We start from the raw sequence: 23,392 nt of genomic DNA on the forward strand, positions 1-23,392 counted from the left end.
TATTTGAAATTTTTGATTCTTTGTTATTGTAATAAATGAAATGAAAAAAATTATATAAATATATAAAAAACGATAGCAAATTTGGGAAAAATATGATATAAGTATATTTGAGGAAGAAATCTAAACAAATTAAAAACTAAAAGAGAGGATTGATTTGATGAACGGAGTAGCAGTTAGTGCAATCAACTATCAGCAGATGGCGTTTGGATTCCTGGGTGGACTGGGACTATTCCTATTTTGTATAAAATATATGGGGGATGGTCTTCAAATGGCAGCTGGAGATAGACTTAGATATATTTTGGATAAATATACCACATCACCATTTTTAGGAGTTCTAGTTGGAATTCTAGTAACAGCTTTGATACAATCGAGTTCAGGAACAACAGTTATTACAATAGGGCTGGTTGGAGCAGGGCTACTGACTTTAAGGCAGGCTATTGGAATTGTTATGGGAGCCAATATTGGTACAACAATTACGACTTTCATAATTGGGTTTAATATAACGCATTATGCTTTGCCGATACTGTTTTTAGGAGCAGCATGTCTATTTTTTGTAAAACATAATTTCATAAATAATTTGGGTAGAATTTTATTTGGTTTTGGAGGAATATTTTTTGCATTGACATTAATGTCGAGTGCAATGGAGCCACTTAAACATTTACCGGCATTTACAGAATTAACAATAAAATTAAGTAATAGTCCAGTTTTAGGAGTATTTATTGGAACAATGATTACAGTGCTGGTTCAGGCTTCAAGTGCTACAATTAGTATTTTACAAAATGTGTATCAGGAAAATCTTATAACATTAAAAGCGGCATTGCCTGTACTTTTTGGAGATAATATAGGAACAACAATAACAGCGATAATTGCAGTAATAGGAGCAAATACCTCAGCAAAAAGGCTTGCTTTGTCACATACAATGTTTAATGTTATAGGAACAATAATTTTTATGATTTTATTGTCACCGTTTACAATGTTTGTACAAAAAATGGCGGAGATTCTGCATTTGAATCCAAAAGTGACAATAGCATTTGCACACGGATCATTTAATGTTATGACAACAATTTTATTATTTCCATTCATTAGAGTTTTGGAATACGTTGTTGTAAAATTGATTAGGGAAAAAGATGAAGATCAAGTTGAACATAAACCAAAATATTTAGATTCAGCATTGATTTACACACCTTCAATTGCATTAGGACAGGTAAAACAGGAAATGCTTTCAATGATTTCAATAGCATTAAAGAGCTTAGGAAGAGCAGTTGAATTTTTCCATGAAAGAAATGAAAAATTAGCGGAAAAAGTTGAGAAAAGAGAAGAAGCAATAAATAATATCGATCAGGAAATTACAAAATATTTAACTTCATTGTCACAAGAACATATAACTGAAAAAGATGGAGAGGAAATCAGCATGTATCTTGATATGTGCCGTGATGTAGAACGTATAGGAGATCATGCGATTGGAATTGTACGAGATGTACGGTATGAAATTAAGAAAAAATTAGTATTTACTGAAACAGCTCATGAAGAAGTGCAAAAATTATACTTAATTTCAAAACAAATCATTGAAACGGCTGAAGAAGCTCTTAAAAACAATGATTCAGAAAAAGCTTTTGCAGTAGTAGATTTACACAACAAACTTTACGCAAAGGAGAAGGAAGTAAGAAAAGCACATATAAGCCGTGTAAGCAAACAAGAATGTGACATAAAATCAGGGCTTTATTATATAGATGTTGTATCTCACTTTACAAGAATCGGAGACCATGCTAGAAACTTGGTTGAAAAAATGATTGAAAGTAGAGGATAAAAATATAAATTTTAAAAATGGGTATTAACTTAATATACCCATTTTTTGATATTGATAAGAATATGTTAATTTTATTTTGGATATATCTGTCTTTAATCCATCATTTTTATGTTATTTTTATTTTAATATCTAAGAGAATTCTATTTCTCATTTAAAAAGCAAAAATTATATTTTACACTCGAACCCATTTAAAATTGAACTGATAGAAATTATATAATTTAGGGTTTGAGTAAAATAGTCATAATTTTTGAGTTCTGTTTTAAACTAGTTTTACTATAATTATTTAGAAAAATAGGTTGCTATTCCTCTTGGAAAAAGTCTATAATAAATTCGCTATTTAAACGGAGTTTAGTATTAATTACAATTTTTTGTTAACAAATGAAATTTTATAAATGTGTTAGATTTTAAGAATAAAAAGAATAAAAAAATTTGAAAATGACATAATTTTGTCAAAAAAAAATGATATTCTATGAAATAAGTGTTATAATATATTTTAATAAGAAATAAGCTGTTTATTCTAGAAGAAAGGAGATTACATGGTTGGGATATTTTTGAATTTTAAAAATAGTAAGATACAGATTTTATCAGCATTATTTACATTTAGTGCGGTGAGTTTTGCAGTTAATGTGGATGATTTGATTTCTCAGTATGAAAAAAATTCATATACGACAAAAATTAATGAAAAAAATATGAGAAAGTTTGATATAAAAGAGAAATCTTTGAAAAATGGGGAGTGGAATGAAGTCAGTATAACTTCAGATAATAATTATACATTACACGTAACAGCAAATGGACTAACTATGCAAAATAATGTAAAGTATGGAATGCTTTATTACAGAAATGAATATAATTTTAGAAGTAGTGAGCTTACAGAAAATAAAATTGGTATTTCTAAAACTTTAAACGATTATTTTGGATATAGTGATGTAAATTATAATAAAAAAACTAATCAAATTTCACGAAATATACAGAAAATTAACGATGAAACTACTAAAAATTCTGAAATACGTGATTTGATTGATTTATATAAAAATTATAAGAATAAACAGAAGGAAATTGAACAGGAAGCGCTTACCTTAGAAGATACTAAAAAAGATTATGCTATTCAGGCAAAAAAATATGAGCTGGGGACAGCATCGCAGTATGATTATGAACTAGCAAAAACAGAATATGAAAATTCTCAGCTGAAATATGAAAATCTTGGTCGGGAACTGCAAATTTTAGGAGAACGATTTACAGTTTACAATGTGACTTTACCTGAAAAAGAGAAGCTTGATGACCTGAAAAAAATTGAACTGAAAAAGGATGATTTTTATGCTCTTAGACTCTCAGAAGCTGAAACAATAGAATTGAATTCGCAGCTTAACAGTGAACAGCTAAGAAAGGAAAATATTGATTACAAGTATCCTAAATTATCAGGAGATATTGGATATTCCTTAAAGGATCATTCTGTTGTTGTCGGATTATCTGTGTCAAAAACTTTCAAAAGATATAATGATACTGTTGAAGATTTGAAAAATGAAGCAGATAAATTGAGATTACAATATGAACAGAAAAAAAATGAACTAGTGTCAAATGCAGGACAGCAGATGATAACTTACACAACCTATCAGACAAATGAATTAACAGCACAAAATACAATGAATATTAAGAAAAAAGAATATGAAATTTATGCTAAGAAGTACGAGCTGGGAGTTGACACGTATTCCAACTATGTGGAAAAACGGAATAACTATAAGAAAGCTGTAATAGATTACGAAACAGCCAAAAATGAACTTGCAGCATTTACTAAAAAAATAAAATATTATAAATAGAAATTATTAATATGAAAAATAAAAACGAAAATTAAGAAAGCGGTGATTTTGTGGAAATAAATACAGAATTTTCTGAAATAGCTAAAACTATTGAATCAAAGAGGAAAGAGTCAAAAAATAAAAATTATTTTTATAAATTTATGACAATATTTGCTGTAATATTATTTGCTACAGTTTCATGTGGAAAAAAAGAAGCTGAGCCTGAATATGAAGTAACAACTGTTGATAGGGGAGATATTTCGCTATCAGTTTCAAAGAATGGACAAGTTGTGTCAGATAATGCGGTTTCAGTATTTACAACTTCAAGTCAAAGAGTAAACAAAGTGTTCTTTAAAAAAGGAGACAATGTGAAAAAAGGTGATGTAGTGCTGACATTTTATCCAGTTGATAAAAATGAAACTTTGAGAAAAATACAAATGAAAACTTTGGAAATTCAAAAATATGAAAGAAATATAGCTGATGCTCAAGGTTCACTTAGAAGAAAAAAAGAATCGAAAAGTTTAGAAATTCAACAAAAATCAAGAGATTTGCATAACGCAGAAGAGCTATATAAAGTTGGTGGGGAAACAAGGGTTAATGTAGATGATGCAAGAAAGACTCTAAGAAATTCAAGGCTGGATTTAGATACGGTTGACAGTGAGCAGAAGGCGAGCATTGAAGATGCAAGAACATCATTAAAGACAGCAAAATTAGAATTGGCAACATTACAAGAAGATCTGGCACTTATAAAAGATGAAATAACAAGTCCAGTTGACGGTGTTATTACAGAAATGACTGCAGATGAAAATTATCGTGTAAATACTGAAACGACTTTATTTAAAGTATCGGATTCAACAAACATGAGGGTAGAGGTAAATCTTTCAGACAATGAGGTAAAAAATATTCAAGTTGGGCAAAGAGTTGAAATTACTTCGGATTCATTGCCAGATGGAGAAAAAATAGAAGGCTCTGTTTTGCAAATTTCTGGAGTGGCTGAAAAGAGTTCGTCTCTTGATGAAAGTAACACTACTGTAAAAATTCAGATAAATGAAACTAAGGGATTGAAGCCTGGTGCTACGATAACAGCGACTATTTTTTACAAAGAAAGTAAAAATGTACCAAGATTTCCATATAGTTCAGTTATAAATGAAAATGGTAAATATTATGCTTTTGTTGTAGGAAAAGGTAATAAAGTTTCAAAAAGAGAAATTAAAGTTGGAATGAATGATGATACATTTTATGCTGTGGAATCTGGTGTATCAGTGGGAGAAAGAGTGATCACTGTTGCGGATGAGAGATTGAAAGATGGACAAAAAATAAAAATTGCCGATCCGTCAAAACAGAAAGTAGCTCCTAATGGTGTAATGTTTAAGGAAGAAAAACCGGCAGGAAATGCTGGAGGGCCTGATGGGCCACCGCCAAGATAGAAAAATAAACTTTAACTTTAGAGGTAAATTTTTATGATAAAAGTGAGCGATATAGTAAAAATATATAAAAATGGAAGCATGGAATTAAAAGTTTTGAAAGGGCTTAATCTTTCTGTAAGTGAAGGGGAATATGTGGCCTTTATGGGACCTTCAGGAAGTGGAAAATCTACTCTTATGAATATTTTAGGCTGTCTTGACAGCCTTACCTCTGGAACTTATATATTGGATAATCAAGATGTTTCAACTATAAAAGGAGATGCACTTGCTGAAGTAAGAAACAAAAAAATAGGGTTTGTATTCCAAACGTTTAACTTACTTCCAAAGATGACGGCAGTTGAAAATGTGGCTCTTCCAGCTTTGTATGCAGGAGTAAAGAAAGCCGAAAGGATAAAAAGAGCAACTGAAGCATTGGAAAGTGTGGGACTTGGTGAAAGAATTCATCATAAGCCGAATGAGATGTCAGGGGGACAAAGACAGAGAGTGGCAATAGCAAGAGCGATAATAAACAATCCTAAAATACTTCTTGCAGATGAGCCAACAGGAAATCTAGATTCAAAATCTGGAGAAGAGGTTTTAGAAATTTTTAAAAAACTGAACGATAACGGGACAACGATAGTAATGGTTACGCATGAGGAAGATGTGGCAGAGCATTGTAAAAGAATTATCAGATTAAAAGACGGTGTAATAGAAAAGGATGAAATTGTTCAGCATCGGAGAGGAGTGTAGTGTAAATGGATTTTATGGAATTACTAAAATTGTCAGTATCAAATTTATTTAGCTATAAGGTACGTTCCTTCTTGACAATGCTTGGAATAATAATTGGAATATCTTCGGTTATAATGATGTCTTCATTAGGAGCAGGAGTTAAGGAAAATATTACGGGAGATTTGAATAAGCTTGGAGTATCAAATTTTCAAATATCAATTGACACTTCTCCAGGACAGACCTATAAATCGCATGATTTACTTACAAAAAAAGATATTGAAAAAATAAAGAGTATAGAAGGTATTGAAGCGGTTACTCCAACTTCAAGCACATTTGCCAGAATATCAATGAGCAATGGCTCGGATATGATGCTTTCAGGCACAGGAGTGACAGAAGATTATTTTAAAATGTCAAACTATACGGTAATAAAGGGAAGAAAATTTTTGCCAAACGAATACAGAAAAGATGGAAAATATATAATGATTGACAGTACAACGGCGGATCAATTATATCCTGGACAGAATCCTATAGGGAAAAAAATGATTTTAAACTTTAAAAAAAATAGTCAAACTGTAACAATTGTTGGAGTATTTAAAAATCCGTTTGCTAGTTTAGGTGGTGGTGGAGATGGAATGGCTGCTTTAGCACTTTTTCCCAATAATTACTTGAATTATCTGGAAGGAAATGAACAAGAGAAATTTATGGCATTACAGGCAAAGGCAAGAGATGCCAACGAAATGAACAGAGTAATGGAAGTGGTAAAAAATTTATTGAAAACAAGGGGAAGTGAACCTAATATTTACAATGTATATTCAACAAGTCAAGGCTTGGATGAATTTAATAACATTCTTAACATGCTTTCACTTTTCATAAGTGGAGTTGCTGCAATTTCGTTATTTGTAGGTGGAATCGGAGTTATGAATATAATGCTTGTAAGTGTTACCGAGAGAATAAGGGAAGTTGGACTAAGAAAGGCTATTGGAGCCAAAACAATACACATTCTTATACAATTTTTGATAGAAGCTGTCATTTTGACATTTTTTGGTGGTATAATTGGAGTTGTAATTGGATATTCATTAGCACTTCTAGTTGGCATGTTTATACAGGCATCGCCAATATTAAGTCCAGTTATAGTGTTTGTGTGTATATTTGTTTCTACAATGATAGGATTAGTTTTTGGAGTTTATCCAGCGAAAAAAGCTGCTGCATTGGAGCCAATGGAAGCGCTGCGAACAGATTAGAATTAACAATTTGATAAAAATAAAAATTGATTATCTTAAAAATATTAAATTAGGATAATCTTTTTTTATAGATTTTGAGAAAAGTGTGATATAATAAGGAATAAATTTTAGATATATTTGAATTACATATTAATAAAAAGTGTAAAGTATAAAAGGAGATGATAAAAAATGTCAAAAAATAAATATCTTGATATGGATATAACAAATTTGCCAACACCAGCCTTTATAGTCGATGAAAGGCTGTTAAAAAGAAATCTTAAAACATTAAAAAGTGTAATTGATAGAACAGGATGTAAAATATTGCTTGCACAAAAGGGATTTTCAATGTTTTATTTCTATCCGTTAATTAGTGAATACTTAAATGGAACGACTGCAAGCTCCCTATTTGAGGCAAGACTTGGCTATGAGGAAATGGAGCTAAAAAATCCTGACAAAAAATTGGAAACACATATTTTTAATCCGTCTTACAGGGATGATGAGTTTGATGAAATAATGGAAATAACAAATCATATTGTTTTTAATTCTTTCAATCAATGGAAAAAATTTAAAAGTAAAGTAAAGGAATTTGAAGAAAAAAATGGTAAGAAAATTAGCTGTGGACTTCGATTAAATCCAGAATTTTCAGAAGTTGAAACTGAGATTTATAATCCAGCGGGAAGATTTTCGAGATTTGGAGTAACACTTGAAAATTTCAAGGAAGATGAACTTGAAGGATTGGATGGATTTCATTTTCACGCACTTTGTGAACAAAATTCGGATGCCCTTGAAAATGTATTAAAAATTTTTGAAGAAAAATTTGGAAAATATTTACATAATATGAAATGGCTTAATTTTGGTGGGGGACACCACATTACAAGAGAAGATTATGATATTGAAAAACTTGTAAATTGCATAAATTATATAAAAGAAAAATATGATGTGGAAGTGTATTTGGAGCCAGGAGAAGCGGTTGCTCTGAATACAGGATTTTTAGTTTCAGAAGTTTTAGATATTACAAAAAATGAGATGGATATATTGTTAATGGATACTTCAGCTTCGTGTCATATGCCTGATGTAATCGAAATGCCATACCGTCCATTTATTTTCGGCTCAGGAATGCCAAATGAAAAGAAATACACTTATAGATTGGGAGGGCCTACTTGCCTTGCTGGAGATGTAATTGGAGATTACTCTTTTGATGATCCTGTAAAAGTAGGAGATAAGCTGATTTTTACTGATATGGCACATTACAGCATGGTGAAGACGAATACTTTCAATGGTATAAATTTGCCTGTGATTGCAGTTTATACAGAAAAAGGTGGAGTTGAGGTTATTAGAAAGTTCGGATACGAGGACTTTAGAAATAGATTGTCATAATTGAAATAAAAAATATTCCTAGATATTTGATATTATTTAGGGGTATTTTTTTAATTTAGTCAATATTACAAAAAAGATAGTCATTTCTAACTATCTTTACTAATACTAAACCCCATTTAAATAATGAGCAATTCTACGAAAATAAAAATGAAAAAATATTTATTAATCAAAATATCTAAAAAAATATTCCTATTTTTAAACGGGATTTAGTATAAATATCTATTTAAAAAGTTCATTAATTTTTTGAATCACATAATCCACATCATTTTTCTGGGTAAACTCAACAATACTCGTTCCAACAATCACCCCATCCGCATATTTTCTCATCGTATTCACATTATCGTTATTTTTTATTCCAAAACCTAATGAAACTGGCAAGTCTGAAACTTCTCTAATTTCATTAATAAAAGACTCCAAACGTGGTAAATCAACTTGTTTTGAACCTGTTACCCCAAGAGATCCGATTGCATAAATAAAGCCGTTACCTTGAGAAATAATTTTTTTCATTCTGCTTCCAGAAGTAACGCTTACAAGAGGGATAAGAGCGATATTGTTTTCCTTTAATTTTTCTGACATTTCAAAGGCTTCTTCGTAAGGCAAGTCTGGAATGATTATTCCTTTAATATTAGTTTCACAGCATTTTTTGATAAATTCATCAATTCCATAAGCAAAGACTAAATTGTAATAAACTAGAAAAATTAGAGGTTTTGAAATATCATTTTTTACTTCTGTTAATAATTTAAAGACTGTATCGGTAGTAACTCCAGCTTCTGAAGCAAGAAATGAAGAGTGTGAAATCAATTTTCCATCAGCTAGGGGGTCGGAGTAGGGAATTCCGATTTCAAGCATATCAAGAGCTGTATTATCCAAATTTTGTAAAAATTGTTTTGTAAAATCAACACTTGGATAGCCTGCGACAATATAACCAATGTTTACTTTTTCTTTTTCTCTAAAAATATCAATAATTTTTTTATCTAAATTTTTTTCACTCATTTTCTAAACCTCCATTTAACTCATAAATTCCGTTTTTTCCGTCAGTTTCCTTATCTTTTAGTACAGAAAAAACAGTATGCATATCTTTATCTCCACGTCCAGATACATTTACAATGATAGTTTCTCTCTTGTCTTTAGAAAGAGTAGGACATAATTTTTCAAGATAGGCTAACGCATGGGAACTCTCAATTGCTGGAATAATCCCTTCTTTTCTTGTAACAAGCATTAACGCCTTCATTGCTTCATCATCAGTAATCGGCGCGTAAGTTGCTCTTTTTGTATCAAATAGATGTGAATGTTCGGGACCTACTCCTGGATAATCAAGCCCAGCTGAAATTGAGTGAACTGGGCTTATTTGTCCGTATTTGTTTTGAAGAACATAAGTTTTCATTCCGTGGATAATTCCAGGTTTTCCAAGTGTCAATGTGGCAGCGTGCATATCTGTGTCAATTCCATATCCTCCAGCTTCGACTCCGTAAAGTTTTGTTGAGCTATCTTCTAAAAATGCACTAAAAATACCAATAGCATTACTTCCTCCACCAACACAGGCAATCACATGATCAGCATGCTTTCCAAGTTCCTCCAGCTGTGCTTTTGCTTCGTAACCGATAATTGACTGAAAATCACGCACGATAGTCGGATATGGATGAGGTCCTACAACAGAACCGATTACATAAAACACAGTTTCTATCTCTGCAACCCAAGACTGAATAGCCGCAGTTGTAGCTTCCTTCAAAGTTTTAAGCCCATCTTCAATGGAAATAACTCTCGCACCCAAAAGTTCCATTCTAAAAACATTTAATTTTTGCCGTTCAATGTCAACAGCCCCCATGTAAACATCACACTCCAAACCTAATAGAGCGGCGGCAGTAGCAGTAGCAACTCCATGCTGTCCAGCCCCAGTTTCAGCAATAACTTTCTTCTTTCCCATTTTTTTAGCAAGCAAAACCTGTCCAAGTGCATTATTAATTTTATGAGCACCAGTATGATTCAAGTCTTCTCTTTTCAAGTAAATATCGTGGTTATAATGTTCACTCAAATTTTTGGCATAATAGAGCGGAGTCTCACGCCCAACATAATTTTTTAGCAAATTATCAAATTCTTCAAAAAATTCCTTGTCATTCTTTAGCTTTTCATATTCGGTTTCCAGTTCCGATAAAGCAAACATCGCAGTTTCAGGTACAAATTGTCCACCAAATTGCCCAAAATATGCCTTTTCATTAAAATGTTTATTTTCCATATTTTTTTCCTTTCATATCAATCTTTTTAAATTATTATTATTTCTTTTTTACCAAATTTACAACATTTTCAACTAATTCCTTACTTTTTCTATTATTAACTTCAACTTTGCTGTTTATATCCAAAATGGCAGGATTGTAGTCAAGCGCTTTTTGAATATTCTCAAGCGACAGCCCTCCAGCCAGTACAAATGAATATTTCTCCAATTTTTTCAAAATATCCCAGTCAAAGACAATTCCGTTTCCCCCACGATTTACTCCTTTTGCATCAAATAGAGGATATTCAATATATGGCTTGTAGTCAGTAATATTCGGAAGTTCATCAGTCACGCCAAAAACTTTCCAAAGCTTCGTTTTAGCAGGGAAATTTTTACGTTTTCTAAAACAATTTTTTTCGTACAATTTTTCTAATTTTTGAGTAAGTTCCATGCAATATTCTACTGACTCATCTCCATGTAGCTGAACGACATCAATATCTGTTTCTTCCACAATTTTTACAATATTCTCAATCATCGCATTTACAAATACTCCAACTGTCTTTTTCCCATGCCTATGTGCAATCCGTGTAATTTTAGCGGCAAGTTCACTATCCACTTGCCTTTGACTTTCTGCAAAAATACATCCAAAATAGTCAATATCCAAAGTTTTCAATTCATTAATTTCAGTAATGCTCCTAATTCCACAAACTTTTAATTTGGTAGTATTTTCTGCAAGATTATCAGTTGCTACATTATTTTCTTTTTTCTCCAATTTTTTTCCTTCCATAAATTTAAAGTTATTTTTCTAAGACCAGTTTAACAACCTAAGTTTTTTATTTTCTCAAGGATCTTTGACTCCTTGTTTCAGAATATTTATTTTATCAAATTCTAAAGAAGTCCTTTCATAAGTGCCTCTCCAATTAGTAGTCCATCCACGTTCAATTTTTCTGCATATTTCACATCTTCTTTTGACAAAAATCCACTTTCACTTACAATAGTCAAATTTTTCAAAACATCGTTTGGAATTTCATTTATCAGTTTTTCCGTAGTTTTAATATCAACTTCAAAAGTATTCAAATTTCGGTTATTTATCCCCAAAATCTCCAAATTTGGAATCTTCAAAGCTCTTCTTATTTCCTCTTCATTATGAGTTTCCACCAGAACATCCATTTCCAAATCCTGTGCCAGCTTATGAAGGTCCAAAAGTGTCTTATCATCTAACATTCTCACAATCAGCAAAATCGCTGAAGCCCCTAAAAATTTAGCATGAGCCACCTGAAACGGAGTATAAATAAAATCCTTTCTCAAAATCGGCATTTCTGGAAATTTTTCCCTTACAACTTTTATAAAATCATTCTCTCCTTTAAAATATTCCTTTTCTGTTAATATCGAAAAAGCGGAAATTCCTTTATCCACATAACTTTGTGCCTGTTTTAACAAATCAAAATCATCTTTCGCAATTTTTCCATTCGATGGAGAAGCCCTCTTAATTTCCCCAATAATCTGAATTCCCTTTTGATTAAGTGCCTTTTTTAAAGATGGTTGTTCAAAAGACTTTAATTCATCTTCAAGCTGTATATCTCTTTTAATTTTTATTTTTTCTAAAATATCCATATTTCTCCTTTTGTTTTTAAATATTTGGTATGAAAATTTCATTTTTTACTAAACTGACATAGATACTAAACATTATTAAATTTATTAAAAAAATTACTAATTTTAATTTATTTTTAGATTTTTTTCTTTTTTCTTCATCTTTAACTTTATTTATTTTGTTTAATTTTATCGAACTTAAATACATTGCTATTATTTTAAACAAAATATAAATTAAAGGAATATTTCCAATAACAAAAAAATAAAAATTCTAACATAGGATAGAAAAAATTGTAACTAATAAAAGCAATATTATGTCAGGTACTATAAAATATCTTAAACAATGTTCCCTATATAAAGTTTTTATCATATTCGCATTATTCTTTCTAAAAATTTTAATTTATAAATATTTTCAGTTTCTTTTTAGTCTTTTAATAAAAATCAATAATATTCAAATGTTTTATTCCGTTTCTTGACATATCAAACCTGTCCATAGAAATTACATATTTAGGATAATTATCATTAATTTTTTCAAATGGTAAAAATTCCCTTTTTATAGTGTCTTCAGATGCAAGTAAATATGCCACCTGAATATAAATTTTCTCATTATTTGTTTTTGTACAGACAAAATCTATTTCTAAATTATTCAATTTTCCAATTTTTATGTTATAGCCTTTTCGCAATAATTCCATATATACAATATTTTCAAAAATTTGATTTATATCTCTTTCGTTTGTTTCTAAAATTGCTTCTCTTATTCCATGGTCTGCAATATAATATTTTTCACTCACATTTAGAACTTCTTTACCTTGTATTTCGTAACGAGGGACTTTGTGAATCAGAAATGCGTTTTCACAGGCTTTTATGTAATTTAGCACAGTATCTACTGCAACTTTTCTATTTTCGCTTTTAAAATATTTTGAAATTGAATTTGCAGAAAATGTATTCCCAATGTTCATTACAAGGTAATTGATGATTCGCTCTAATAATTCAGTATTTCTTATATTGTTTCTTTGAGTAATATCTTTTAATATTATTGATGAATATATATCTTTTAAATATTGCATGCTTGATTCCACTTCATAATTCAAATTATGTAAAAATGGCATTCCACCTAGTTTGACAAACTTTTCAAACATTTCTTCTTTTGAAATATTTTGATTTATATTTTGGTATATTGAACAAAACTCTTTAAATGAAAAAGGATAAATTTCAACTTCAACATATCTTCCTGCAAGGTAAGTTGCAAGTTCTCCTGATAATAGTTTAGCGTTGGAACCTGTTATATAAATATCAAATTGCTTATCTTCTGTTCTTAATGAATTTATACACTTTTCCCATTCTTTTACTTCCTGAATTTCATCCAAAAATAAATAGCATTTTTCTTGAATATTTTCTGCTTTTTCCAATATATATTCATTCAATGTATCCGCATAGCAAAGATGTCTATTTCTTAAATTTTCAAAATTGATATAAATAAATTGATTTTCATCAACACCGTTTTTTTTCAATTCTTTCATAATCAATTTTAACATTACAGATTTACCGCTTCTCCTAATTCCAGTCAAAACTTTAATAATATCTTTATCTATAAAGGGTTTAATTTTTTCAAAATAAATTTTTCTTTCTATCATAAAATCACCTCTATAAATATTTTATCATACTTACAACTAATAAAAAAGATATTTTTGAAATTTTTATCAGTTACAATCTATAAAAAATTACAAATTAGTAATTTTATCAATTATATCCAAAAAATTATTTTGTGATTTTCACATAATCTTTATAAAACTCATAAACCTTCCCACTCTCAATCGCTTCTAAAACCATATCCTTTGCTTTCGCAGGGTGATCTACTACATCCGCAGTATAAAGTGCGAACATTGCATTTAATACAACAATATCAAATTTTGCTGATTTTTCTTCACCTTTTAAGATTTTTATCAAGATTTCAGCATTTTCTTCTGGAGTTCTGCCTTCAATTTCAGAATGGAAAGCACGCTTAAAGCCAAAACTTTCAGGAGATATTGTATATTCAAGAATTTGATCTCCTTTTACTTCGATAATTTTTGTATCATCGCAAATCGTGATTTCATCAAGTCCATCATTTCCACGAACAACTAAGGCATGTTCTCTTCCCAGTAATTGTAATGTTTCAGCGTACAATCTGTGTACAGGCTCGTGATAAAGTCCAACCAATTGGTATTTTAATTTTGTATTTGGATGAAGCAGTGGACCTAAAATGTTAAATACTGTTCTTATTCCAAGACGGCTTCTAACTTCTCGAACTTCTCCAACTAATTTGTGGAAAAATGGGGCATGAAAGAAAGCAAGATTTTTTACGTGTAGTTTTTCAATTTGATTTGCAAGTGAGTTTTCAAGCGGTACTCCTAGTTTATCAAGCACATCACTGCTTCCGCTTTTACTTGAGATTGCACGGTTTCCGTGTTTTGCCACATTTACTCCCATTGCTCCTAGAATAAATGCGACAGCTGTTGAAATATTTATCGTCTTGAATCCATCGCCACCAGTCCCGCAAACATCAATCATATCAGAATCATCTTCAAAAGTTGTACTGTATTCCAGAATATTTTTCACAAATGCTGTAAGCGATTCAGGATAAAGGCTTTTTTCTGAAATTAGTACAAGCAAGGCTCCAAGCTGTACAATGTCATAATTTTTGCTATCAATAATTTTGCAGATTTCACGAAAATCAGTATCTGTTAATGCAATATTTTCCTGTAATTTTTTTAAATATTTATTCATATCTATAAAGTTTCCTTTCTCGTTAGTATTATTAGAATTTTCATCATTTTGCAAAGTTTCTGAAACTTCAATACTTAAGAAGTTTCGTATCATATTTTTTCCATATTCAGTAAAAATTGATTCTGGATGAAACTGTATTCCAAAAATATTTTTACTTTTGTGTTCCACAGCCATTGCAACCCCATCCTCAGATTTTGCCGTAACTTCAAGATTTTCTGGAATATCGTCAACATAAAGTGAATGATATCTCATAACTTTAAATTTTTTTGGCAAGTTTTTAAATAATACAGAATTCTCGGATAAAACTGTAATTTCTGAAGTTTTACCATGTAATGGGTTTTCAAGCCTTTTTATTTCTCCGCCAAAATTCATTCCAATTGCCTGATGCCCAAGACAAATTCCTAAAATTGGAATATTCCCTAGTTCATCAGTATTATTTAAAATTTCTAGGCAAATTCCGCTGTCCTTTGGATGTTTTGGACCTGGAGAAAAAATTATTTTACTAGGATTCATTTTTTTTATATCATCAATTGTTATTGCGTCATTTCTAACAGTAATAACTTCATCATCAGTCATTTCCTTCAAATACTGCTCAACATTAAATACAAAAGAATCATAATTGTCAATCATCAAAATCATTTATTTCACATCCTTTCCACTTTTATTTTCATTGTTTTTATTTTTTTCTTCATTACAGAATTTTTTAAAAATATTTAGCACAGATGCTCTTTTATGGCAAATTTCATCATATTCCTTCTCTTTCACAGAATCAAACACAATTCCTGCTCCAGCTTGAATAAATACATTCCGAACCTCATCAACTTTATTCAAGTCATAATTTTTATTTTCAAAAAATGCAGTACGAATAATAATCGCAAGTTGAACATCACCATTAAATCTCAAAAATCCAATTCCGCCAGCATAAACATTTCTTTTAAATGTCTCAAGTTCTGAAATGATTTGCATAGCACGAATTTTTGGCGATCCAGAAAGCGTTCCCGCTGGAAGAGCCTGAGCGATAACTTCAAATATCGACACATCTTTTCTCTTTTTCCCATAAACATCAGTTACAATGTGCATTACATGTTCATAATTCTTAATATGCATAAGATTTTTTACAACAACTGAGCCACTTTCTGCAAATTTCCCAATATCATTTCTAGCCAAGTCAACAAGCATCCTATGTTCAGCACATTCTTTTTCATCATTTAATAAGTCGTTTGCTAAAAATGCGTCTTCGTTGGCATCTTTTCCTCTGGGACGAGTTCCAGCGATAGGAGCGATATAAATATTATCCGATGAAATATCAACCAGTATTTCAGGACTAGAACCAACAATATCTCCATATTTCGTAGGAAAATGGTACATATATGGACTCGGATTTGCCTTTGACAATTTTTCATAAAAATCAAGAGAATCCATATTTGACGTAAGTTTTAACTGCTCGCTTAGTACAACTTGAAAAATATCTCCAGACTTAATATATTCCTTTGCTTTTTCAATAATTCTATAATAATGTAATTGTTCCTCTTCAAAATCTGTTTTTATATCATAAAATAAATCAGAATCATTAAATTTTTCAGAAATTTCATCATTTAAAAAACTAAAATATTTTTCTTCATCTCCATAAAATGAAAATTCTTTACTAGTCTTTGAATAGTGTAAATATGCCTTTGCATTGGCAAAAATAAACTGTGGAAATTTAAACTGCTCTTTTTCAATTTTTCCAATTTTTTCAAAAAAATGTATCGACTCATAAGCAAATGTTCCAAAAAGTCCTACAAAAGGGGAAAGTCTTTTCTGTTTTACAAAAGAATTGTATATTTTTTTTAACGAGTCATAACTGTATTCATTAGAATCAAAATATTCACAGTCAATCCCAATAATAACTTGCCTTTCATCTTCAGCAAAATAGGAATTGCTAAATTTTTTTCTGATAATAGAGTAGTAATAAGTAGGTTTGTTTGTTAACATAAAATATCTCACTTTCTATATTATTGTATTTTTCTTTATTTATACTATTTTACAATCTATCCAACTATTAAATTATTCTTTAATTAAATTTTATCATCAAGTATTTATATAAGAATTCTTATTTAAAATTTGAAAAACTGCTTACTGTTAATAAATGTTTTTTCATAATTTCATGTTTTTTCTTTTTATATAAGCAAGGGAAATCAATCGCCATTTCCCTTTATTTCGCAATAAAAGTTATTTTAACATCTTTAAATAATGGTATATTAAAGAGAATGGCGAAAGTGCTATGCACTAACCCTGGCTCGTCTAAGCATTTTTTTGAAATATTCCCAAATTTTATTTGGGAAAGTAGTCTAAACATTTATATTTGGATAAACTTGAATTACTACGAAAACGAAACTCACTAACACTCACTTTTGCAAATAAATAATTAGAACAACTCTATAAAATATATCTGCTATAAAGGTTCTAGCGAAAGAAACACATAAATGTGTTTAGTCGTTTTCATTTCAAAAAAAATCACGACATTCTATATTAAATTATAAAGATTATTATATTTAAGTTTTAGGTTTTTACATTTTGAAAATACTAAATAAGCAAAATTTCGTTAAAGGAAAAATAACTGTTTGAGCATAGTTTTACGAAGCGAGTTTTATTTTTTCTTTATAAGAAAGTTTTGCGTAAAGCGGGGTTGTAAGGGCATGGTGTTTGATGCCCTTACGTTACAAAAAACTTGAATAAAAAAATAAAAGAACTATTATTAACCATACTATTTATAAATAAAATTATAAAAGTCTTTAAGAGGGATACTTAAAAATTAGATTTAATTTTTTTAATTAAGATTATAAAATTAATTGTTATAGAATTTTATTTCTATTTTCTAAATGAGGTTTAGTGTTAGTTGAAATTTATAAAAAAAATTCTCTTAAATCGTTTTACCGACTAAGAGAATTGTATAAAATAAAAGCATTGATTTTGTTTCACCAATGCTTTTCTCACAATATTTAATAATAGTAATTACAATAAATTTCAACATAGCTGGCAAAAAAATATTAAATTGTATTTAATTTTTTCCACCAAATCCAAGTTTGTTTAATCATTGTAATCACTCCTTAAAATTTTATTTATTATTTTACTCTACAAATAATATACCACAAAAAATGTATTTTGTAAAATATATTTTATTAATTTAACCATAACTTTTATTAATGATTAAAATGATTTTTTCAGTATTTGAACTTCTAATAAAACACAATTAAATGGAACTATTTAAGCAAATTTAAGGCTTGATCCAGTACTTTTACCCCGTTCATCATTCCATAGTCAACCATATTAATCACATCTATATTAATATTATTTTCTTCAGCAATTTTTTTTGCTTCAGGTAAAGCATATTTAACCTGTGGTCCCAATAGGACAACATCTGCTTTTTTAAATTCTTCTTTTGCTTTATCAAGAGGCTCTGCCCAGATTTTAGTTTCAATCCCTCTCTTTTCAGCCTCAGCTTTCATTTTGTTTACTAATAGACTAGTAGACATTCCTGCTGCACAGCATAATAAGATTTTTTTCATTTTTAATCACCCTTTCTTCTCTTGCCAAAAAATTTACTTTTAAATATATTTTCATTGTTTTGTTCTGAATAAGGTTAACTTTTACATTCATAGTATACCACCAATTTTTTAGAAGTCAAATTTTATAAAAAATTATGTTTTTTAATCTATAAATTGTTTTATACAAAATTCTATTTTAATAATGAATTTATTGTAAATTTTTTTAATAAAGGATATAAATCTAATATTTTTAAAAATTAAAATATAATTTTATATTTTTTAACTTCTTAATAAATATTATACACGAAAAAATGTAGATTTTTAAATCGTCTATTTTAAGAAAATATTGAAATTATGGGTTAATTAATAGAAAAATTAATAAAATATATAAAATTGACATAGTTAAAAACGTGTGTTATAACAATATTAAGAATAAATTTTAATACAATAAAATATAATTATTTTTAGGAGGATTTACTATGGCTGAAGAAGTATTGGATATTGAAATGATTGCGATGACATTGATTGGACATGCAGGAGAAACTAAAAGTTTGGCTTATCAGGCTATGAATGCGGCAAAAGCAGGGAAGTTTGATGAAGCGGAAGAATTTATGAAGCAGTCTAACGAGGAAATGCTAAAGGCACATGAATTACAGACAGATTTGATTGTAAGCGAAGCTGGAGGAGAAAAAATTGATGTTGGATTAATCATGGTACACTCACAGGATCACTTGATGACAGCAATTTTGTTTAAAGAATTAGCGAATGAATTTATCGAAGTGTATAAGAGGCTGGAACAAAAATAGTTTTGTATTGAATTTTAAAATATATTAAACAGTATAATTGGGTATAAAAATATCCTTTTATGTGTAAATGTCCTGTATTCTAAATATAGAAATTTAGACTAAATCTTGTTAAATAATGAAGTTATAAAAAACTTTTTTATCATAAGAAATTGTAAAAGATACTAAAGAATTATAAATTGTTTAAAAGGGGAATTTTTAGAATAAAAATCATTTTGTGATATTTTATTTGAATTTTTCTCTTTTAAATTATACAATATTTTAAAATAAATCTTAGTTTAAAGTGAGTGTAGAATTTAGGTTGTATACAGCTATTCCATTGATTTTTAGATATTCGTACTTTATCTTTAAGCAGATTGACTTATAAAATTGAATAGAAGGGATAATTATTATGATGAAAATAGGAATTATAGGAAATGGAAAAAGTGCAAACAGATACCATCTTCCATTTTTACTGCAGAGAAAAGACAAAATAAAAGTTAAGACTATTGTTACAAATAATTTGTCAAATAAAGATTTTGGAAGAGGGAAGTAAGGATTTGAAATAATGAAAAGATAAAAATTGTATAGTAAAACTGCTTTAAAACTAAACTCAAAAGGCTATGACTATTTTACTCAAACCCTAATCAATATAATTTTTAGTAGTTTAATTTCAAATAGGTTTGAGTATATAATAAAAAACTGTAAAAAATTTCTATGTGTTTGAAAACAATTTATAAAAAAATGTCCTATTTTAGATGTATTTGATTTGAAATAGGTTTTTTATTTATAAATAAAAATGACCCATAAATGAGTCATTTTGATATGTGTTTATTTCTTTTTGTCTTTGTAATAACTTTCTCTTATTTCTTTTAAGATTTTTTGTGCTTTGTCATTTTGTTCTTTGGTCTGTCTTATTGCTTCAACATTTCCTTTACTGTCAGATTTTATTATAATCTTATCAGTACTTTTTGAACTTTTTGACAATTTTGCGGCTTTATTACCGCTAAAGTAACTAGCTCTTGCTTCTTTTAAAGCTTTTTTAGCTCTTTTTATTTCTTCTGGTGTTAATTCACGTTTTTCTACAACGGTTGTTGTAGGAGTAAAAGTTGGAGTTGCGTTATTTATCTTAACTTTTTCCTTTCCATTTTTATTTTTTTGTGAAGATTGACCAGTAATTATTGGTTGTTTTTTTTCAGTTTTTTCGCTGACAATTTTTTGTTCTTTTTCAGCTTTTTCTAATTGAAGCTGCCTTTCTCTTTCGGCTTTTTCTTGAGCTAATCTTTGTTCTTTTTCAGCTTTTTCCCTGGCTTTTTCAGCTTCAATCTGCTCTTTTTGAGTTTTGTAATAATCATCCCTTACTTTTTTTAATATTGATTGTGTCCCAATAGCCAGTAGTGGAATACCTACTGCCAAAATGGAAGTTATAATTACCAATTTCTTTTTATTCTTCATAAATTACCTCCTAATTTTACTTTAGACAAAGTAAAATAAAAATATATTTGAATAATTTCAAGAAATTATTTATTGTATAATTACTTAAAAAAATCCAATCATACCTTACTTAATAAGTTTACCACAATTTTTTTGTTTTTTCAATTTATTTTTACTTATATTAATTTTAATATTTATATAACTATAGAGCAATTATTTCAAAATGTCTTAGAAAAATTTGAATTATAAAAGGAAGTAATTGTATAGAAAGAAAGTTAGGATTTAAAAACAACAAGACTTAGAGAATAAGAAAAATAGACTTTGTAATAGAAAAAACCTGCTTCAAGATATTTTTAAATGAAAACAGGTTTTTGTCTGAAATTCAAATTAATTTATAGTTCTTAGCATACAGTTCCGCCAGTTTCTTTGATGTCTTCATCGTTTTTTACAATAGCTTCAATCGCTGCAGTCAATCCTTTTACAATGGCATTTAGTTCCATTGAAGGTGTATTTTTTTTGTCGATAACTTGCTGTGGTAAAAATGGAATGTGGATGAATCCAGCTTTTTTACCTTTATACTTTTTGTTTACGAGATAAAGAGTACCATAAAGAACGTGATTACATACAAAAGTTCCTGCAGTGTATGAAACTGAAGCTGGAATTTCATTTTTTTGTACATTTTTTACCATGGCTTTTACAGGCAGATTTACGAAATAGGCATTTTCTCCATCTGGAAAAATTGGTTCATCAATAGTTTGATTTCCTTCATTATCTGGAATTCGGAAGTCATCAAGATTTATTCCAATACGTTCGATGGAAATGTCAAATCTTCCGCCTGCCTGCCCAATTGACAGGATAACATCTGGATTGTATTCTTCAATAGCCTTTTCAATTTTTTCAATAGATTTTTTTTTCACTGTCGGAATTTCCAGTTTGATAATTTCGGCTCCTGCAATATTATCAGGTAATTTTTTTACTGATTCAATAGCAGGATTTATAGGCTCTCCTCCAAAGGGGTCAAAACCTGTAACAAGTATTTTCATATATTTTTTGCACGATACTATAACGGTTTATAATTTCATGCACTCCTTTCTTTATATTAATTAAATTTTTGATATTTATTTTACTCCAAAAAGAAATAGCATAAGTACAATGTGTGATAAAAGTAGCAATAAAGCCATTGGAGCTTGAATTTTAATAATTCCATACTTGTCCTTTATTTCAAGGATTGAAGCAGGAACGATATTAAAGTTTGCCGCCATTGGAGTCATAAGGGTACCGCAATAACCTGCAGTCATTCCCAAAGCACCTATAACAGCTGGATTTCCACCGTGCTTTATGATAAAAGGTATACCAATACCTGCAGTTATTACTGAAAAAGCAGCAAAGGCATTTCCCATAATCATAGTAAATACAGCCATTCCAACTGCATAAATAATAATTCCTATAAAAATATTTCCTGTTGGTACAACTGAAGAAATACTTCCGGCTATGACCTTTCCAACACCAGCTTTTGTAAATACTACACCTAATGCTGCAAGAAGCTGTGGAAGAATGGCAGTAGCACCAATTTGCATAAGAAGTCTTGAAGTATCTTCATTTGTTTCTTTAAATGTTGGTTTTATAATAATAGCAGCTGCTAACAGTGCAACAAGTGAACCTCCACCGATACCTAATGCAGGCGGTATTGCAGTTTTTCCAATTTTAAACTGAAGTATTAGAAAAGCGGCAATTCCAATTAATGCGGCAGGAATGAAAATTTTGTTTTTTAGTCTTTCACTTTGTGCAATTTTGAATTGTGATGAAATATTTTCAAATTTTCCTATATGAAGTTGTTTTGTTACAGTAATTATAGCAAGAACTACAAGTAGTCCACCAGTAACTTTGTATGGAATAACAGGTCCAAAAATAAATATTATTCCAAGAATAAACCAGAATAAAAATGTTCCTATTCTTGATTTTTCATTCTTCAGACCTCTAATCGCAGTAGCAATACTGACAAATCCACAAAGGATATAAACAATTTCTGTTAAAATTTTTAAAAGGGCTTTTACATCCATTATTTATTACCTCCTTTGTTTGCTGTTATTTTTTTATCATAAATATAAACTTGAATAAAGGTCAAGATTATTGTGATAATTCCCATTGGGATTGAGAATAATGCTAATTGCTTTAATGACACATTGTATCCATTTTCCTGTAATGTAGTCTGAATCAGAAGAAGTCCTGATGCACCGATAAATATGTTCTGAGCAAAGAAATTTCCGTAATTTTCAATTGCAGCACTCAAACTTTTCAGTTCTTCAGTTTCTTTTTCTGTAAGCTCCTGTTCTTTGTGAGATTTTGCAGCTGCTTCAGCCATTGGGTAAATAAGTGGACGGATGAACTGCACATGCCCTCCAATTCTGATTGATAACGCACTTGCAATAGAACGAATAACCATATAGAGTCCTAAAATTCTACCAGCAGTCGCATTTTTCAATTTTTCAATTAAAGTTGCACTCCTCTCTCTAAGTCCATATCTTTCAAGGACTGCAATAACTGGCAAGCTTATAAGAAGTATCGACATAAGTCTATTATCCACAAAAGCCTTTCCAATAATTCCAAGTATTTCTAAAAAATCCATTTTCGCAGCGATTCCTGTAGCAATACCAGCAGTAAGCACCACTGCCAGCACATCAAGCTTCAATGTGAATCCTACTACAATAATAACAATACCAATAAGTATCTATAAATTCATAAGTTTTCCTCCCTA

General features: G+C 29.6%; 20 protein-coding genes. 8 read left to right on the forward strand and 12 right to left on the reverse strand.

Going from position 1 to position 23,392, the window contains the following annotated elements:
* The first annotated feature begins 157 nt into the window (after positions 1-157).
* The 6 genes from FVE75_RS04070 to nspC all read left to right on the forward strand — a co-directional run bounded on the left by FVE75_RS04070 (position 158) and on the right by nspC (position 8,329).
* A complete protein-coding gene (locus FVE75_RS04070; RefSeq protein ID WP_147005328.1) occupies positions 158-1,807 on the forward strand; it encodes a Na/Pi cotransporter family protein in 1,650 nt (549 codons plus the stop codon).
* A 536-nt stretch (positions 1,808-2,343) separates the two neighbouring features.
* Positions 2,344-3,621 carry a TolC family protein gene (locus tag FVE75_RS04075; RefSeq protein ID WP_232052626.1) on the forward strand — a complete coding sequence of 426 codons (1,278 nt, stop codon included), beginning with the start codon at positions 2,344-2,346 and terminating at the stop codon, positions 3,619-3,621.
* A gap of 50 nt (positions 3,622-3,671) precedes the next feature.
* Positions 3,672-5,027 carry an efflux RND transporter periplasmic adaptor subunit gene (locus FVE75_RS04080; RefSeq protein WP_147005329.1) on the forward strand — a complete coding sequence of 452 codons (1,356 nt, stop codon included), beginning with the start codon at positions 3,672-3,674 and terminating at the stop codon, positions 5,025-5,027.
* A gap of 33 nt (positions 5,028-5,060) precedes the next feature.
* Positions 5,061-5,753, forward strand: a complete 693-nt coding sequence (locus FVE75_RS04085; protein ID WP_147005330.1) for an ABC transporter ATP-binding protein — start codon at positions 5,061-5,063, stop codon at positions 5,751-5,753.
* Between the two features lie 5 nt (positions 5,754-5,758).
* On the forward strand, positions 5,759-6,973 hold the full coding sequence (locus FVE75_RS04090) for an ABC transporter permease (RefSeq protein WP_147005331.1): 1,215 nt from the start codon (positions 5,759-5,761) through the stop codon (positions 6,971-6,973).
* Between the two features lie 168 nt (positions 6,974-7,141).
* Positions 7,142-8,329 (forward strand): carboxynorspermidine decarboxylase, encoded by a 1,188-nt coding sequence (gene nspC, locus FVE75_RS04095; RefSeq protein ID WP_147005332.1) that lies wholly within the window; start codon positions 7,142-7,144, stop codon positions 8,327-8,329.
* Between the two features lie 219 nt (positions 8,330-8,548).
* On the opposite strand, the gene trpA is transcribed toward nspC, so the two are convergent.
* The 8 genes from trpA to FVE75_RS04140 all read right to left on the reverse strand — a co-directional run bounded on the left by trpA (position 8,549) and on the right by FVE75_RS04140 (position 18,442).
* On the reverse strand, positions 8,549-9,322 hold the full coding sequence (gene trpA, locus FVE75_RS04100; protein WP_147005333.1) for a tryptophan synthase subunit alpha: 774 nt from the start codon (positions 9,320-9,322) through the stop codon (positions 8,549-8,551).
* Positions 9,315-10,562 (reverse strand): tryptophan synthase subunit beta, encoded by a 1,248-nt coding sequence (trpB, locus tag FVE75_RS04105; protein ID WP_147005334.1) that lies wholly within the window; start codon positions 10,560-10,562, stop codon positions 9,315-9,317. Before trpB ends, trpA begins: the two co-directional genes overlap by 8 nt.
* A gap of 37 nt (positions 10,563-10,599) precedes the next feature.
* Positions 10,600-11,310: a phosphoribosylanthranilate isomerase gene (locus FVE75_RS04110; protein ID WP_232052627.1), complete on the reverse strand. Its 711-nt coding sequence runs from the start codon at positions 11,308-11,310 to the stop codon at positions 10,600-10,602.
* 116 nt (positions 11,311-11,426) lie between these two features.
* A complete protein-coding gene (trpC, locus tag FVE75_RS04115) occupies positions 11,427-12,194 on the reverse strand; it encodes an indole-3-glycerol phosphate synthase TrpC (protein ID WP_147005336.1) in 768 nt (255 codons plus the stop codon).
* A gap of 365 nt (positions 12,195-12,559) precedes the next feature.
* Positions 12,560-13,762: an ATP-binding protein gene (locus FVE75_RS04125; RefSeq protein WP_147005337.1), complete on the reverse strand. Its 1,203-nt coding sequence runs from the start codon at positions 13,760-13,762 to the stop codon at positions 12,560-12,562.
* Positions 13,763-13,886: 124 nt separating this feature from the next.
* The gene (gene trpD, locus FVE75_RS04130; protein WP_147005338.1) at positions 13,887-15,533 is read right to left on the reverse strand and encodes an anthranilate phosphoribosyltransferase; all 1,647 of its coding nucleotides are present in this window, start codon (positions 15,531-15,533) and stop codon (positions 13,887-13,889) included.
* Positions 15,534-16,868 carry an anthranilate synthase component I family protein gene (locus FVE75_RS04135; protein ID WP_147005339.1) on the reverse strand — a complete coding sequence of 445 codons (1,335 nt, stop codon included), beginning with the start codon at positions 16,866-16,868 and terminating at the stop codon, positions 15,534-15,536.
* A gap of 1,268 nt (positions 16,869-18,136) precedes the next feature.
* Entirely contained in the window at positions 18,137-18,442 is a 306-nt protein-coding gene (locus tag FVE75_RS04140) for a PTS sugar transporter subunit IIB (protein ID WP_147005340.1), read from the reverse strand.
* Positions 18,443-18,900: 458 nt separating this feature from the next.
* Here FVE75_RS04140 and FVE75_RS04145 point away from each other — a divergent pair, with 458 nt between their 5' ends.
* Both FVE75_RS04145 and FVE75_RS10915 read left to right on the forward strand, forming a co-directional pair.
* Positions 18,901-19,227, forward strand: a complete 327-nt coding sequence (locus FVE75_RS04145) for a PTS lactose/cellobiose transporter subunit IIA (protein WP_147005341.1) — start codon at positions 18,901-18,903, stop codon at positions 19,225-19,227.
* 388 nt (positions 19,228-19,615) lie between these two features.
* On the forward strand, positions 19,616-19,759 hold the full coding sequence (locus tag FVE75_RS10915) for a hypothetical protein (RefSeq protein WP_172618745.1): 144 nt from the start codon (positions 19,616-19,618) through the stop codon (positions 19,757-19,759).
* Between the two features lie 275 nt (positions 19,760-20,034).
* On the opposite strand, the gene FVE75_RS04150 is transcribed toward FVE75_RS10915, so the two are convergent.
* The 4 genes from FVE75_RS04150 to FVE75_RS04165 all read right to left on the reverse strand — a co-directional run bounded on the left by FVE75_RS04150 (position 20,035) and on the right by FVE75_RS04165 (position 23,365).
* Positions 20,035-20,658 (reverse strand): hypothetical protein, encoded by a 624-nt coding sequence (locus tag FVE75_RS04150; RefSeq protein ID WP_147005342.1) that lies wholly within the window; start codon positions 20,656-20,658, stop codon positions 20,035-20,037.
* Between the two features lie 380 nt (positions 20,659-21,038).
* Complete coding sequence (pcp, locus tag FVE75_RS04155) at positions 21,039-21,680, reverse strand: pyroglutamyl-peptidase I (RefSeq protein ID WP_147005343.1); 642 nt, start codon at positions 21,678-21,680, stop codon at positions 21,039-21,041.
* Positions 21,681-21,755: 75 nt separating this feature from the next.
* Entirely contained in the window at positions 21,756-22,697 is a 942-nt protein-coding gene (locus FVE75_RS04160) for a DUF979 domain-containing protein (protein WP_147005344.1), read from the reverse strand.
* Positions 22,697-23,365 carry a DUF969 domain-containing protein gene (locus FVE75_RS04165; RefSeq protein WP_147005345.1) on the reverse strand — a complete coding sequence of 223 codons (669 nt, stop codon included), beginning with the start codon at positions 23,363-23,365 and terminating at the stop codon, positions 22,697-22,699. Before FVE75_RS04165 ends, FVE75_RS04160 begins: the two co-directional genes overlap by 1 nt.
* Between the last annotated feature and the right edge of the window lie 27 nt (positions 23,366-23,392).

It is taken from the genome of Leptotrichia hongkongensis (assembly GCF_007990635.1).
Taxonomy (GTDB): Bacteria; Fusobacteriota; Fusobacteriia; order Fusobacteriales; family Leptotrichiaceae; genus Leptotrichia; species Leptotrichia hongkongensis.

Bases quoted from the DNA above. Each gene is read 5' to 3' on its own strand.
- FVE75_RS04070 (WP_147005328.1), top strand. From the start codon at position 158: ATGAACGGAGTAGCAGTTAGTGCAATCAACTATCAGCAGATGGCGTTT.
- FVE75_RS04075 (WP_232052626.1), top strand. From the start codon at position 2,344: ATGGTTGGGATATTTTTGAATTTTAAAAATAGTAAGATACAGATTTTA.
- FVE75_RS04085 (WP_147005330.1), top strand. From the start codon at position 5,061: ATGATAAAAGTGAGCGATATAGTAAAAATATATAAAAATGGAAGCATG.
- FVE75_RS04090 (WP_147005331.1), top strand. From the start codon at position 5,759: ATGGATTTTATGGAATTACTAAAATTGTCAGTATCAAATTTATTTAGC.
- nspC (WP_147005332.1), top strand. From the start codon at position 7,142: ATGTCAAAAAATAAATATCTTGATATGGATATAACAAATTTGCCAACA.
- trpA (WP_147005333.1), bottom strand. From the start codon at position 9,322: ATGAGTGAAAAAAATTTAGATAAAAAAATTATTGATATTTTTAGAGAA.
- trpB (WP_147005334.1), bottom strand. From the start codon at position 10,562: ATGGAAAATAAACATTTTAATGAAAAGGCATATTTTGGGCAATTTGGT.
- trpC (WP_147005336.1), bottom strand. From the start codon at position 12,194: ATGAAATTTTCATACCAAATATTTAAAAACAAAAGGAGAAATATGGAT.
- FVE75_RS04125 (WP_147005337.1), bottom strand. From the start codon at position 13,762: ATGATAGAAAGAAAAATTTATTTTGAAAAAATTAAACCCTTTATAGAT.
- trpD (WP_147005338.1), bottom strand. From the start codon at position 15,533: ATGATTTTGATGATTGACAATTATGATTCTTTTGTATTTAATGTTGAG.
- FVE75_RS04135 (WP_147005339.1), bottom strand. From the start codon at position 16,868: ATGTTAACAAACAAACCTACTTATTACTACTCTATTATCAGAAAAAAA.
- FVE75_RS04140 (WP_147005340.1), bottom strand. From the start codon at position 18,442: ATGAAAAAAATCTTATTATGCTGTGCAGCAGGAATGTCTACTAGTCTA.
- FVE75_RS04145 (WP_147005341.1), top strand. From the start codon at position 18,901: ATGGCTGAAGAAGTATTGGATATTGAAATGATTGCGATGACATTGATT.
- FVE75_RS10915 (WP_172618745.1), top strand. From the start codon at position 19,616: ATGATGAAAATAGGAATTATAGGAAATGGAAAAAGTGCAAACAGATAC.
- FVE75_RS04150 (WP_147005342.1), bottom strand. From the start codon at position 20,658: ATGAAGAATAAAAAGAAATTGGTAATTATAACTTCCATTTTGGCAGTA.
- pcp (WP_147005343.1), bottom strand. From the start codon at position 21,680: ATGAAAATACTTGTTACAGGTTTTGACCCCTTTGGAGGAGAGCCTATA.
- FVE75_RS04160 (WP_147005344.1), bottom strand. From the start codon at position 22,697: ATGGATGTAAAAGCCCTTTTAAAAATTTTAACAGAAATTGTTTATATC.